Origin of the sequence: Paraburkholderia sp. BR13444 (assembly GCF_040948755.1) — a bacterium.
Lineage (GTDB): Bacteria > Pseudomonadota > Gammaproteobacteria > Burkholderiales > Burkholderiaceae > Paraburkholderia > Paraburkholderia youngii.
On sequence record NZ_JBFPKM010000017.1, the window covers coordinates 84,961 to 98,284 of the forward strand.

Here is a 13,324-nt window from a genome sequence, read left to right on the forward strand (position 1 = left end):
GCGACTCAGCCGTCGGAGCTCGCGCCGTCGTCAGCGGCGTCGTTCACTGCCACCGCCGGCAACACCGACTGCAGCGTGAACACCCCGGCCGCGAGCGCCCGCTTATCGGCGGCCGTGAGCCGCTTGACCCAATACTCGGCGCTCGACGCGCTCGAGCGGTCCGCCAGCTCGAACGACGCCAGCACCCGCACCGGCTTGCGCGAGCGCGTATAACGCGCGCCCGTGCCGCTCACGTGTTTGTCGAAGCGGGCGGCGACATCGGTCGCGATGCCGGTATAGACGCTGCCGTCCGAGCATTCGAGCAGATAGAGAAACCACGCCATAACCGCGCTTCTAGCCTTTGAACGGATTGTGTTCGCGCAGCTCGTCCACGTATGCGTGAATGCTGTTCTTTTCGTTGTCGAGGAAATGGCCGACCGCATCGGCGAACGCCGGATGCGCGAGCCAATGCGTGGAGCGCGTGACCGTCGGCAGAAAGCCGCGCGCCATCTTGTGCTCGCCCTGCGCGCCGCCCTCGAATGCGCCGAGCTTTTCTTCGATGCAGAATTCGAGCGGCTGATAGTACGCGGTTTCGAAGTGCAAGCACGGCACGTGTTCGAGCGCGCCCCAGTAGCGGCCATACAAGGTGCCGCCGGTTTTGTCGTCGCGCTGATAGACGACGAGCGAGCTCGCGATCGGCTTGCCTTCATATTCGGCGATCACCAGCAGCAGATTCTCCGGCATCGACGCGCCGATCATCCGGAAGAAATCGAGGTTCAGATACGGACTCGAAAAATGCTCGCGATAGGTTTGCCGATAGCACTTGCTGAAGAAGCGCCAGTCGGCATCCTTGATGTCTTCGCCGCGGATGCGCCGCATGGTGATGCCGGCCTCGTGCACCTTGCGACGTTCGGCGCGAATGTTCTTGCGCTTCTTCTGTTCGAGCGTCGACAGGAAGTCGTCGAAGTCGCGATAGCCGTCGTTGAGCCAGTGAAACTGCACGCCTTCGCGTTGCATCATGCCGATATCGGTGAGCGCGTCGGCTTCGCTCTGCGTCGGAAACAGCACATGCAGCGACGACACCTCGGCCTGCTCGGCGAACGCCATCAAGGTGGCCGCGAGATGGCGCAACGCGTGCTCGTTCGCCGATAGCAGGCGGTTGCCCTGCACCGGCGTGAACGGCACCGCGCATAGCAGCTTCGGGTAGTAGGGCAGGCCGTTGCGCTTGTACGCGTCGGCCCAGGCCCAGTCGAACACGTACTCGCCGTATGAGTGACCCTTCAGATAGACGGGGGCCGCCGCCGCGAGCTGGCCCGTGCGCGCGTCGGTCAGCGTGACGAATTGCGGCGCCCAACCGGTGTCGGGAACCGCGCATTGGGTCGCGTTCAGCGCGCTCAGAAACTCGTGCCGCAAAAACGGCGTGGGCTGCGGCTGCGCGGCAAGGAGGGCGTTCCACTCGGCGGCGTCCACCTCGGAGGGCGATGCCAGAATGCCCGTGCGATAATCGATACGTTGCTGGTTCAATCTGAGTGACTGTTTGCAATGACCGGCGCGGCGCGATGAAGCTGAAGCTGAAGCTGCCACGTCGTTCGTTGAGTTCGTTTATCCGGTTTGTTCAATTCCGTCGAGCCATCGAGCCGCGGTACCGCGAGCCGTGAAGGCTTGCCTGTCGATCCTGCCATGAAGACCCGAATCGCTCTTGCTCAAATCAATGTCACCGTCGGCGACTTCGCCGGCAACGTCGCGAAGATCGTCGCCGCCGCGCGCGCCGCGCACAGGGATGGTGCGAAGCTGCTGGTCGCGCCTGAACTCGCGTTGTCGGGTTATCCGCCCGAAGACCTGCTGCTGCGCCCCGCGTTCTATACCGCGAGCGCGGCCGCGTTGGCCGATCTCGCCGCGCAGTTGAAGCCGTTCACCGGTCTGCATGTGATCGTCGGTCATCCGCTGCGCGACGGGTCGGACAACCTCGCGCACAAGCTCGTGCACAACGCGGCGAACGGCCATGTTAATGCAAACGCGCCGATCGAGCGCGGCGTGCCGCCGGTCGATACCTTCAACGCGGCGTCTCTGATCGTCGACGGCGAATTGAAGGGCACCTATCGTAAGCAGGATCTGCCCAACACCGAGGTGTTCGACGAAAAGCGCTACTTCGCCGCGGACCCGCAGCCGTTCGTGTTCGAACTCGATGGGATCAAGTACGGCGTCGTGATCTGCGAGGACGCATGGCATGCGTCGGCCGCGCAGATGGCGAAGGCCGCGGGCGCGCAGGTGCTGCTGATTCCGAACGGCTCGCCGTATCACCTGAACAAGGAGGCGGTGCGCTTCGAGATCTTGCGCGCGCGCATTCGCGAGACCGGCATTCCGATGGTCTACGTGAATATGGTCGGCGGGCAGGACGAACTCGTGTTCGACGGTGGTTCGTTCGTGCTCGACGCGCAGGGCGCACTCGTCGCGAAGCTCGCGCAGTTCGAGGAAGCCACGGCGATCGTCGAGTTCGAGGACGGCAAGCCGCTGCCGGCCGCGATCGCGCCGGAGCAGTCGATCGAAGCGCAGGTGTACGCGGCGCTCGTGATGGGCGTGCGCGACTACATCGGCAAGAACGGTTTTCCGGGCGCGCTGATCGGTTTGTCGGGCGGCGTCGATTCGGCGCTCGTGCTGGCCGTTGCGTGCGACGCGCTCGGCGCCGACAAGGTGCGCGCGGTGATGATGCCGTCGCGCTACACGGCCGACATTTCCACGACCGACGCCGCCGAGATGGCGCGCCGCGTCGGCGTGCGTTACGACGAGATCGCGATCGCGCCGATGTTCGATGCGTTTCGCGCGTCGCTCGCCGAAGAGTTCGCGGGCCGCGCCGAAGACGCGACCGAAGAGAACATTCAGGCGCGCATTCGCGGCACGCTGCTGATGGCGCTGTCGAACAAATTCGGCTCGATCGTGCTGACCACCGGCAACAAGAGCGAGATGGCGGTCGGCTACTGCACGCTGTACGGCGACATGGCCGGCGGCTTCGCGGTGATCAAGGACATCGCGAAGACGCTCGTGTACCGGCTGTGCCGCTATCGCAACGCGGCCACGACGTTTGCGAAGCGCGACGTGATTCCCGAGCGGATCCTGACGCGTGCGCCGTCCGCCGAGCTGCGCGAGAACCAGACCGACCAGGACAGCCTGCCCGAATACGAAGTACTCGACGCGATCATGCGCATGTACATGGAGGAGGACCGTTCGCTTGCGGAAATTATCGCGGCGGGTTATCGGGTCGACGACGTGAAACGGGTCACGCGCCTGATCAAGATCAACGAGTATAAGCGCCGTCAGGCGCCGATCGGCATCCGCGTCACGCATCGTGCGTTCGGCCGCGACTGGCGCTATCCGATCACGTCGCGCTACACCGAACCGGTGGAGTGAAAGACGGCACCCGCGCGCGGATGCCGCAATGCATCCGGCGCGGCGTAGAATAAAAATCATCTTTCCCTTTTCACTCTTCCCATCAAGAGACGAGGTCGCCATGAAGCGCATCACCGCAGTCATCAAACCGTTCAAACTCGACGAAGTGCGCGAGGCGCTCGCGGAAGTCGGCCTCACCGGCCTGACCGTTACCGAGGTCAAGGGGTTCGGCCGCCAGAAAGGGCATACCGAGCTGTATCGTGGTGCGGAGTACGTGGTCGACTTTCTGCCGAAAGTGAAGATCGAAGTCGTGGTCGCGGACAGCCAGTGCGATCAGGTCATCGACGCGATCATCGGCGCGGCGCGCACCGGCAAGATCGGCGACGGCAAGATCTTCGTCGCGGATGTCGAGCGCGTGATCCGCATCCGTACCGGCGAAGAGAACGAAGCGGCCGTCTAAAGCCGCGCAAGCACGCACCGGCCCGGTGCGCGCAAGAACTCAAATTCGGCCGCCGAAGAAAAAACGGTGCAATACCCTTGCGGATATTGCACCGATACGCGCCTCTCGCAGCAGCGTGAAAAAGATTCTCTTGAAGAAACCTGTGTTACACCCCGAGGTGTGACCCTCGGGGCGCACCGTTCGATTAGAACGAGTGCTGGATGCCTGCGTACACGCCGGTTTGCTGGCGGCCTTGCAGCGGGTTGTCCGTTGCAGCGGCGAAGCCCGCATTGTTCGCGTTTAGACCGAAGTTAGCATTGCGGCTGTTGCGCACCGTTGCCGCCTGCAGGTCGAGCAGCGTGCGCTTCGACAGGTTGTACGAACCGCCGACCGTGTAGATCGTCGCATTGCCCGCGCCGTTGTTGCCGTTCACGTGATAGACGGCCGCGATCAGCGCTGCAGCCGGCGTTGCCTGCCACGTCACACCGCCCCATTCGTGATCCAGGGTGGTCGGCTGACCAGGAGCAACGTTCGTCGCACCTGCCGAGCGGACTGCCTGGTATGCGGCCTGAATCTTGAACTGGCCGAGGAACACGTTCACCAGAGCTGAGTACTCGCGCGATGCCGCGAATACGCCGTTGCTCGTGTTAGCCGTATTGATGCCGTTGTTGGCGACCGGGCCACCCCACAAACCGCCGGTCGTCGGGTTGCGAATTTCGTCGTACAGACCGCGGATCTGGAACAGCGAGGTCGTGTAGGTGACCTGCGCGCCAGCTTCGCGACCTTGCGGCGTCGTGCCGTTACCGTTCCAGCTCGTCGCGTTCGACAGCGCGTATTGACCGTAGAAGTCAAAGCCCGCGATCTTCGGCGACTGGTACGCGAAGTTGTTGCTCGACTGCGGCCAGTTGCGGCCACGCACGAGCGATGCCGACGACCAGTTGGACTGACCGAACGGGTCGAAGTCCCACACGCCGTTCGAGATGAAGAGCATGCGGCCCATCGTGAACGTACCGAACTGGTCGTTCGAAATGCCGACCGTTGCCCAGCGATTGAAGAGACCACCGCCACCAGGACCCGCGCCCGTCATCGTGTTGAACGAGCCTTCCAACTGGAACAGAATCTTGTTGCCAGCGCCGATGTCCTCGACACCCTTCATGCCCCACAGGCTGGTGCCCCAGTCGCCGCTTTCCGCCTTGAAGCGGTTCGAGCTGGTGTTGGCCGCGCCGTTGGCGTTAGCGCCGGTCGGGACGCCCGACATGTACTCGAGACCTGCATCCAAACGGCCATACAGCGTGACGCTGCTCTGAGCGTGTGCAACAACGCCGGCCGACATCAGCGCAGCGACGAGCAAAGCTTTCTTCATCTTCTCCTCCATACCCTGTCAAAAAAAGAAACCCAGTACTGCGAGTGGTGTTCGGACGCGATCAGCGCCGAACAGAAAGCGGTACCAGGGGAGAGTGGCGGGGGGATAGGGGTGCTCCTGCCATGACATGTAGCGTCGAGCTATCTTTGCGTCATGCCGATCCCACGCCGACCGGTTCTCCTCTGTGTTTTGAAGTGAAACTACTTTTAATCAACTTTGTTTTGCTACTTTGGTTACCAATTTATCAAAAATAACTTTAACTGGGAGAAGAAATTAGTACCGTCCACAGGCGGTGTCGCCAAATTGCAATACGAATGTGCGGGGGAACCCGGAGGAACCCCTCGGAAAATGGCGCAGAGCCTTGTCCGGCAAGGGAAGCGCGGCTCGGAAGGGGGCGCATTAAGGATTGTCACTATTGACGAGTCAAAAGTGGCAGGTTAGGGCGAAAACCAGGCCGGAATAGCCCGTTTTGTGGGATTTTCCGCGCTTTTTCGTCGTTCGAATGGCCGGGGCGAAGGACGCGGTAAGAATGAAAAAGGCGCTCGTAAGCGCCTTGTAAAACTACATTGACTACATTTTCGATGTTATTCGCATCGTAAGTCGCGGGCAATTTTTATTACTTGAGACTGCCCGACAGGAATTGCTTCAGACGCTCGCTTTTCGTGTTTTTGAACACTTCGTCGGGATGGCCTTCTTCCTCGACGCGGCCCTGATGCAGGAACATCACATGGTTCGACACGTTGCGCGCGAAGCCCATTTCGTGTGTGACGACGATCATCGTGCGGCCTTCCTCGGCGAGCTTTTGCATCACCTTCAGCACTTCCCCGACGAGCTCTGGGTCGAGCGCCGAGGTCGGTTCGTCGAACAGCATCACATCCGGGTGCATCGCCAGCGCCCGCGCAATCGCCACGCGCTGCTGCTGGCCGCCCGACAGATGCGACGGATACTGCTTCTCGAGACGCGGCGCGAGGCCGACCTTCTCCAGATATTCGCGCGCGCGGTCCTCGGCTTCCTTGCGCTTCAGACCGAGTACGTGCACCGGCGCCTCGATGATGTTCTCGAGCACGTTCATGTGGGACCACAGGTTGAAGTGCTGGAACACCATCGAAAGCTTGGTGCGCACGCGCTGCAACTGTTTCGGGTCCGACACGCGCAGCGCGCCGTCTTTGGCGGTCTGCGTGCGCACTTCCTCGCCGTCGACGAAAATGCGCCCCGCGTTCGGCTGTTCGAGAAAGTTGATGCAGCGAAGCATCGTGCTCTTGCCGGAGCCGGACGAACCGATCACGCTGATCACGTCGCCGGCATTGGCTTTCAGCGACACGCCCTTGAGGACTTCGTTGTCGCCGTACTTTTTGTGAAGCTCGTCGACGAAGAGCTTCTGCTTCTTGGAGTTCATCAGGATCCTTAACGAGCTTGCTTGTCTATGGACGCGCAGTTACTTGCCTTGCGGCCGCAGGTAAGCGAGCCAGCGACGCTCGGCGCGGCGGAACAGCCACACGAGCGCGAAAGAAATACACAGATACAGCAGCGCGGCGATGCCGAACGCGTTGAACGACTGATACGTCGCGGAGTTCACGTCGCGCGCGATCTTCAGGATGTCCGGCACCGTGGCCGTGAACGCGACCGTGGTCGCGTGCAACATGAGGATCACTTCGTTGCTGTAGTAGGGCAGTGCGCGGCGCAGCGCCGACGGCAGAATCACGCGCCGGTACAGCGTGAACGACGACATGCCGTACGCGCGCGCCGCTTCGATCTCGCCGTAAGGCGTCGCCTTGATCGCGCCCGCGAAGATTTCGGTCGTATACGCGCAGGTGTTCAGCGTGAACGCGAGCAGCGTGCAGTGCATGCCGTCGCGGAAGAACGCGTTGGTCAGCGCGTTGTTGCGGATGATCTCGAGGCTGTAGAGACCCGTGTAGCACAGCAGCAGTTGCACATAGAGCGGCGTGCCGCGGAAGATATAGGTATAGAGCCACACGAGGCCCGCGAGCCATTTCTTCTTCGACACGCGCGCGACCGCGAGCGGCACCGACAGGCAGAAGCCGAGGCCGATCGACACGACCAGCAGCCACAACGTGATTGCGACACCGGTGAAGCGATAGCCATCGGTGAAAAGATAGTTGCGCCAGTATTGCTGAATGATCTCGATCATAGATCCGCCTTTCGCACGCCGGTCGAGTAACGCTTTTCGAGGTACATCAGCACGAAGTTCGACACTGTGGTGATGACGAGATAGATCGCCCCCGCGAGCAGGGTGAAGAAGAAGAACCGCAGGGTGCCCTTGCCGGCGTCCTGCGAGGCCTTGACGACGTCGGCGAGACCGATGATCGACACGAGCGCGGTCGCCTTGACCATCACCTGCCAGTTGTTGCCGATGCCCGGCAGCGCGAAGCGCATCATCTGCGGGAACATCACGCGCGAGAACACCTGCCAGCTCGTCATGCCGTAGGCCGCGCCCGCTTCGAGCTGGCCGCGCGGCACCGCGAGAAACGCGCCGCGGAACGTCTCGGTGAAGTACGCGCCGTAGATGAAGCCGAGCACCGCGACGCCGGCCACGAACGGGTCGATGTCGATCTGGTCCCAGCCCATCGCGTCGGTCAGGTTGTTAAGCCAGATCTGGATGCTATAGAACAGCAGCAGCATCAGCACGAGATCGGGCACGCCGCGCACGAGCGTCGTGTAGACGGTGCCGATGCCGTTCGACAGACGGTTCTTCGACAATTTCGCCGCCGCGCCGAGCAGGCCGAGCACGAACGCGAGCGCGAGCGAGAACACCGCCAGCTTGACGGTTTGCCAGGTGCCGCTGAGGAGTAGCGGGCCGTAGCCTTGAAGGAACATAGGAAGTCCTCGACGATGCGTTTCTCGCGCACCGCGAAAGACGCGGCCCGCGATGCGCCGCGTCGGGGTCGAGCGCCTGGCTCGCCGTGATCCGCGGCGCACAGCGTGCCGCTGTGCAAATCATGCCGCAGAAACGTTGGTGGCTCCTGCAGCGCGCTTTTGGGACTTTCGTCTCGGATTGTCTTGAATCTACTGCCTGGTATTGCCACCTTCGGTTGTCACCTTCGGTGCCACTTGCACTGCCATCGCCACCGGCCCGAGCCGGCTTACCACTCAGTATCCTGCCTGTTTTGCTCAACGGCCAGGATAAATGTCGAAGTCGAAGTACTGCTTCTCGAGCTTTTTGAACGTGCCGTCCCGATGAACCTCGGCGAGCGCCTGATTGAACTTCGCCTTTAGCTCGGCATCGCTCTTGCGCAGACCGATCGCGGTGCCTTCGCCGATCGTCTTCGGATCTTTCACTTCCGGACCGGCCCAACCGAAGCCGTTGCCGCGCGGTGTCTTCAGAAAGCCGGCGTCGGCCTGCACTTCGTCCTGCAGCGCGGCGTCGAGACGGCCCGATGCGAGATCCGCGTACACCTGGTCCTGATTCTGGTACGGCACGACGACCACGCCCTTCGGTTCCCACCAGACCTTCGCGTACTGTTCCTGCGTCGAGCCCTGCTCGACGCCGACGCGCTTGCCTTTCAGCGATTCAGGGGTGGGCAGAAGCGGAGAACCGGTCTTCGCGATCATGCGGGCGGGCGCGTCGAACATCTTGTCGGAGAAGTCGATCTGCTCGCGGCGCTTGTCGGTGACGCTGAGCGAGGAGACGATCGCGTCGAACTTGCGAGCTTTCAGCGCCGGAATGAGGCCGTCCAGATCCTGTGCGGCCCATACGCACTGCACGTTCATCTTCGCGCACAGCGCGCGGGCCAGGTCGGCATCGAACCCGACGATGTCGCCATTAGGCGCCTTCGATTCGAATGGCGGATAACTGGCGTCGACCCCGATGCGCACCGTTTTCCATTCTTTCGCCATCGCGCCGGTGGCCATGACTGCCAGAGCCACGCACAGTGCGAACTTCTTCATGTTTCTCCTGAACCAAACTGATCGTCGTGATGACTCGACCCGACGAGCGCCGGCCGAGTGCCGACGGTCGCTATTCTAGGCGGTCAAAATTGCCGTGCCGCAGGGATTGTCGCCGCGCGCTCGTCGTTCTTGCGCGGGCGGTTCGTCCGACGTGGTGCGCTGTTCCGGTGCGTGCGGTGCTTGCCGGACGTGCCCTCGCGCGGGTGTGGCGCCGAGTAGGAGTCCGTCGCGCACCGGTTGCGGCCGGCCCGGCGAGGCTTGCCGGCGCGGCCTGCACGTCCCGCTGGACGTCCACGCGGCTTGAAAAGCGCGGTATTTTACCCGAAGAGCGGCAAGCTGCCAGTGCGGGGCGGCAGCGAGCGGCAAGACGCCGCGCAGCGCGTGGTGCGTGCGCGACGCCGGCGCGGTTTTGCGGGCGCCGGGCAGCCGGGCGCCGGGCAGCCGGGCGCCCGCCTTTCCGCGTGGTCACCTCGCCGGCCGCGCCGTGCGTGCGATTGCATGCAGCGATGGAACGCTGCGGTGCGGTCGCGCACGATTGTTTAGTGGGCACGCAGCCCCTACATTCCTCGCATCGCTCTGATTGAGTACTTACCGGGAGACTTTCCATGATCGAGATTCGCCGCTCCGCAGAACGCGGTCACGCCAACCACGGCTGGCTCGACTCGTATCACAGCTTCTCGTTTGCCGATTACCGCGACCCCGAGCATGTGCACTTCGGACCGCTGCGCGTGATCAACGAAGACCGCATCGCCGGCGGCCAAGGTTTCGGCGCGCATGGGCATCGTGACATGGAGATCGTCACGTACGTGCTCGAGGGCGCGCTAGCGCATCGCGACAGCATGGGCAACGGCTCTACGATCCGTCCGGGCGACGTGCAGCGCATGAGTGCGGGCACCGGCGTGCAGCACAGCGAGTTCAACGCGTCGCGCGACGAACCCGCGCATCTGCTGCAGATCTGGATCATTCCGCGCCGCGCGGGCGATCAGCCCGGCTACGAGGAAAAGCGCTTCGACGCCGACAGCAAGCGCGGCCGCCTGCGCGTGATCGCGTCGCCCGACGGCCACGACGGCTCGGTGACGATCCATGCGGACGCGTCGATCTACGCGGGACTGTTCGACGGCGCCGAACACGCGACCTTCGCAATACCGGCGGGGCGTCTCGCCTATCTGCACGTCGCGCGCGGCACGCTGAGCGTGAACGGCACGGTGCTCGAAGCGGGCGATGCCGCGAAGCTCAGCGACGTCGACACGGTGACGCTCGAAAAGGGCGCCGACGCGGAAGTGCTGCTGTTCGATCTCGGCCAGTTGAACGGCTGATCCGAACGGTTGGTTCGCGCGGCCCGCGGACCGCGGACCGAGCCGCGAGCAGCGCCAAACGACAACGCCACGGAAAACCTCTTCCGTGGCGTTTTTTCTATTTGCGAGGCGCCCTCCCTGGCACGCCTCGCGGATGCAACGCGCCGCTTACTGATTAGCGGCCGGCGCCGACGCCGCGCCTTGGTGATGCTCCCAACGCTCGCGCATCTTCTCGTGACGCTGTTCCATCCGCGAGAAGCGCTGCTTGATCGCCGTGCTGACAGTGGTCTTCTGCTGGTCGTTCAGGCCGTTATAGAACTTGAGCCATGCGTCGGTGGTTTGCTGACGCAGTTGCGCGTCCTTCTGCTCGATCTGCTGATGCGTCGCGGCCATCGCGTTCAGATCGAGGATCGGCTGCTGCTGCGCGGCCTTGAACTGGTCGTGAGCCTGCTTGTGGTTCGCGCGCATCGCTTCGTGATTCTGCTTCATCGTATCGAGCGCGCTTTGCCACAGCTTTTCCTGATCGGCGTTCAGCTTCAGCTGATCGTGGAGTTGGGTCAATTCCTTCATGAAGTGGCCGTGCCAGCCGCCGGGGCCGCCGTGCGCCTGCTCGGCGGGTTGAGCGGCGGGTTGAGCGGCATAAGCGGCGCCCACGCCGATGGCGAGAGCGGTGGCAGCAACGGCGAGAACGCGCGACATCTTTTTGGTGGACATATGAGGCTCCTTGTAATGGAATAGCCGACGATGCAACCGGTCTTTGGACTGCCTGCACTCGGTAAGGCACAGCGTAGAGAACCGCGTGCGCCGCTGTGTTACGCGCCAGGACGCCGCTATTACCAGCAATTACGCGCGGCTTTCACCGTAACACCCGGTAACCCTTCAGACCGTTTGGAAAACGAAATCCCTTTCTGCCGCGCGTTAAACTTCATTTCATGGCTACTCAAATCCTGGTCGTCGACGACGACGTCGAATTGCGCGATCTGCTGCGCGACTATCTGGCCCGTCAGGGCATCGAAGTTTCGGTGCTGCACGACGCGGGCTCACTCGAACGGCGCCTCGAGCGCGAGCGCCCCGACCTCATCGTGCTGGACCTGATGATGCCCGGCGTGGACGGCCTCACCGCGCTGCGCAAGCTGCGCGCATCGGGCGACGATATCCCTGTCATCATGCTGACCGCGCGCGCCGACGACGTCGACCGTATCGTCGGCCTCGAACTCGGCGCGGACGACTACCTCGGCAAGCCGTTCAATCCGCGCGAACTGCTCGCGCGCGTGCAGGCGGTGCTGCGGCGGCGCCGCACGCTGCCGTCGGCGGCCGCGCCCGAGCAGCGCGAGCCGTTCAGCTTCGGCCGCTTCACGCTGGATTTCCAGTCACGCACGCTGCATCTCGAAGACAAGCCGCTCACGCTGTCGGGCAGCGAGTTCGCTCTGCTGAAGATCTTCGTCAATCACCCCATGCGCACGCTCACGCGCGAGCGCCTGCTGGAACTGCTGCACGGTCCCGAGTACGACGGCACCGACCGCGGCATCGACGTGCAGGTGTGGCGCCTGCGTCGCATTCTCGAAACCGATCCATCCACACCGCGCTTCATCCAGACTGTGCGCGGCCGCGGTTACGTGTTCGTGCCGGACGGCGAGCAGCATGCGTCGGCCCATTGATTCGCTGTTCGGGCGGCTCGCACTGCTCGTCGTCGCGGTGCTGATGTTGTCGCATTTCGCGTGGTACGCGCTGATGCGGCTCGAACGTTCGCAACTGCAAACGCGCTACGCGGTCGAGGAAGCGACCTTCCTCGTCGACGCGGTGCGTCAGCACGTCGCCCGCACACCGGATCAACCGTTGCCGTCGCGCGTGAAGCTGGTCGACCCGGCCAGCCCGGATGTACCGGCAGCCAGCGCGAACATGCCGCCGCCGCTCGAGCGTTTCGTCGAGGACGTGCGCGACCGCATGCCGGCCGACACCCAGGTGCGCATCAGTCCGCCCGGCGGACCGCCCACGCTATGGGTGCGCGCCGCGACTGATCGAAACTGGATCGTCGTGCCGGTTCAACCGCTGCGCATGCCGCGCTCGCTCGACCGCACGGTGTCGTGGCTCGTCATTATTTTCTCGTTCGCGGTGATGGCGGCGCTGTTCGCCGCCTGGGCTCTCCAGCGGCCACTGCGCTTGCTCGCGCAGGCGGTCGCGCGCTTCGGCCGCGGGCTGCCGGTGCCGCCGGTGCCGGAGCGCGGGCCGCGCGAGTTGCGGCAACTCACGCATGGCTTCAATCAGATGGTGCAGGAAGTCGCGCGCACCGAGAACGATCGCGCGGTGATGCTGGCCGGTGTCGCGCATGACCTGAAGACGCCGCTCGCACGTCTGCGGCTGCGCGCCGAAATGATGGACGACGCGAAGACGCGCGACGGGGTCGTGCGCGACGTCGATTCGATGACGCATATCGTCGAGCAGTTCCTGCTGTTCGCGCACGACGGAGCGGACCGCAGCGAACCCGTGGAAGTCGATGCACAGTGCGAGCGTGTCGTGCGCAGTTATCGGGCGGTGGCCAGCGGCGCGCCGATCGTACACACGGAGCTGAACGCCGGGCCGTCGTTTCAGCTGCCCGCCGCCACGCTCGACCGGATCCTGTCGAACCTGATCGACAACGCGCATGCGTATGGCGCGCCGCCGGTGGTCGTCGCGACTGCGCGCACACCGCAGGGCTTTACGCTATCCGTTAGCGACAACGGCAAGGGCATCGCCGCCCAGGATCTGATCAGCGCGAGCCGGCCGTTCGTGCGGCTCGATCCGGCGCGCGGCGGCAACGGCCACAGCGGGCTGGGCCTTGCGATCGTCGAGCGGCTGGTGCGGCGCGCGGGCGGTGAATGGGAAATCGGCAATCACGACGGCCGCGGTTTGCGGGTGTTGATGAGCTTTCCGTTCGAAGTGCTGCCGCGGGTCGCGACGGCCTCGGAAAATGCGTGGTAG

13 protein-coding genes are annotated in these 13,324 nt (G+C 63.6%); 5 read left to right on the top strand and 8 right to left on the bottom strand.

All coding sequences use genetic code 11. From position 1 onward, the window contains the following. Nucleotides 1-5: 5 nt before the first annotated feature. Nucleotides 6-323, bottom strand: a complete 318-nt coding sequence (locus AB3X95_RS32545) for a GIY-YIG nuclease family protein (RefSeq protein WP_176121203.1) — start codon at nucleotides 321-323, stop codon at nucleotides 6-8. 10 nt (nucleotides 324-333) lie between these two features. Next, entirely contained in the window at nucleotides 334-1,503 is a 1,170-nt protein-coding gene (locus AB3X95_RS32550; RefSeq protein WP_176367046.1) for a GNAT family N-acetyltransferase, read from the bottom strand. A 156-nt stretch (nucleotides 1,504-1,659) separates the two neighbouring features. On the opposite strand from AB3X95_RS32550, the gene AB3X95_RS32555 reads away from it, so the two are divergent. Then, nucleotides 1,660-3,384: an NAD+ synthase gene (locus tag AB3X95_RS32555; RefSeq protein WP_368623450.1), complete on the top strand. Its 1,725-nt coding sequence runs from the start codon at nucleotides 1,660-1,662 to the stop codon at nucleotides 3,382-3,384. A 100-nt stretch (nucleotides 3,385-3,484) separates the two neighbouring features. Beyond that, on the top strand, nucleotides 3,485-3,823 hold the full coding sequence (glnK, locus tag AB3X95_RS32560) for a P-II family nitrogen regulator (protein ID WP_013088783.1): 339 nt from the start codon (nucleotides 3,485-3,487) through the stop codon (nucleotides 3,821-3,823). 184 nt (nucleotides 3,824-4,007) lie between these two features. On the opposite strand, the gene AB3X95_RS32565 is transcribed toward glnK, so the two are convergent. From AB3X95_RS32565 to AB3X95_RS32585, 5 genes are all read right to left on the bottom strand, one after another. Next, nucleotides 4,008-5,165 carry a porin gene (locus AB3X95_RS32565; protein WP_176121205.1) on the bottom strand — a complete coding sequence of 386 codons (1,158 nt, stop codon included), beginning with the start codon at nucleotides 5,163-5,165 and terminating at the stop codon, nucleotides 4,008-4,010. Between the two features lie 616 nt (nucleotides 5,166-5,781). Then, the gene (locus AB3X95_RS32570) at nucleotides 5,782-6,561 is read right to left on the bottom strand and encodes an ABC transporter ATP-binding protein (RefSeq protein ID WP_008918159.1); all 780 of its coding nucleotides are present in this window, start codon (nucleotides 6,559-6,561) and stop codon (nucleotides 5,782-5,784) included. Between the two features lie 39 nt (nucleotides 6,562-6,600). Beyond that, complete coding sequence (locus AB3X95_RS32575) at nucleotides 6,601-7,314, bottom strand: ABC transporter permease (protein ID WP_176121206.1); 714 nt, start codon at nucleotides 7,312-7,314, stop codon at nucleotides 6,601-6,603. Continuing rightward, nucleotides 7,311-8,000: an ABC transporter permease gene (locus AB3X95_RS32580; RefSeq protein WP_176109249.1), complete on the bottom strand. Its 690-nt coding sequence runs from the start codon at nucleotides 7,998-8,000 to the stop codon at nucleotides 7,311-7,313. Before AB3X95_RS32580 ends, AB3X95_RS32575 begins: the two co-directional genes overlap by 4 nt. Nucleotides 8,001-8,294: 294 nt before the next feature. After that, complete coding sequence (locus AB3X95_RS32585) at nucleotides 8,295-9,071, bottom strand: ABC transporter substrate-binding protein (protein ID WP_368623451.1); 777 nt, start codon at nucleotides 9,069-9,071, stop codon at nucleotides 8,295-8,297. A gap of 605 nt (nucleotides 9,072-9,676) precedes the next feature. Between AB3X95_RS32585 and AB3X95_RS32590 the strand changes: the two genes are divergently transcribed. Next, nucleotides 9,677-10,387 (top strand): pirin family protein, encoded by a 711-nt coding sequence (locus tag AB3X95_RS32590; protein WP_368623452.1) that lies wholly within the window; start codon nucleotides 9,677-9,679, stop codon nucleotides 10,385-10,387. A gap of 147 nt (nucleotides 10,388-10,534) precedes the next feature. Here the strand turns inward: AB3X95_RS32590 and AB3X95_RS32595 are convergent, their stop codons facing one another. Continuing rightward, nucleotides 10,535-11,080 (bottom strand): periplasmic heavy metal sensor, encoded by a 546-nt coding sequence (locus AB3X95_RS32595; RefSeq protein ID WP_176121209.1) that lies wholly within the window; start codon nucleotides 11,078-11,080, stop codon nucleotides 10,535-10,537. Nucleotides 11,081-11,298: 218 nt separating this feature from the next. Here AB3X95_RS32595 and AB3X95_RS32600 point away from each other — a divergent pair, with 218 nt between their 5' ends. Both AB3X95_RS32600 and AB3X95_RS32605 read left to right on the top strand, forming a co-directional pair. Then, nucleotides 11,299-12,024, top strand: a complete 726-nt coding sequence (locus tag AB3X95_RS32600) for a response regulator (protein ID WP_018419780.1) — start codon at nucleotides 11,299-11,301, stop codon at nucleotides 12,022-12,024. Further along, nucleotides 12,008-13,324: an ATP-binding protein gene (locus AB3X95_RS32605; RefSeq protein ID WP_176109246.1), complete on the top strand. Its 1,317-nt coding sequence runs from the start codon at nucleotides 12,008-12,010 to the stop codon at nucleotides 13,322-13,324. Before AB3X95_RS32600 ends, AB3X95_RS32605 begins: the two co-directional genes overlap by 17 nt.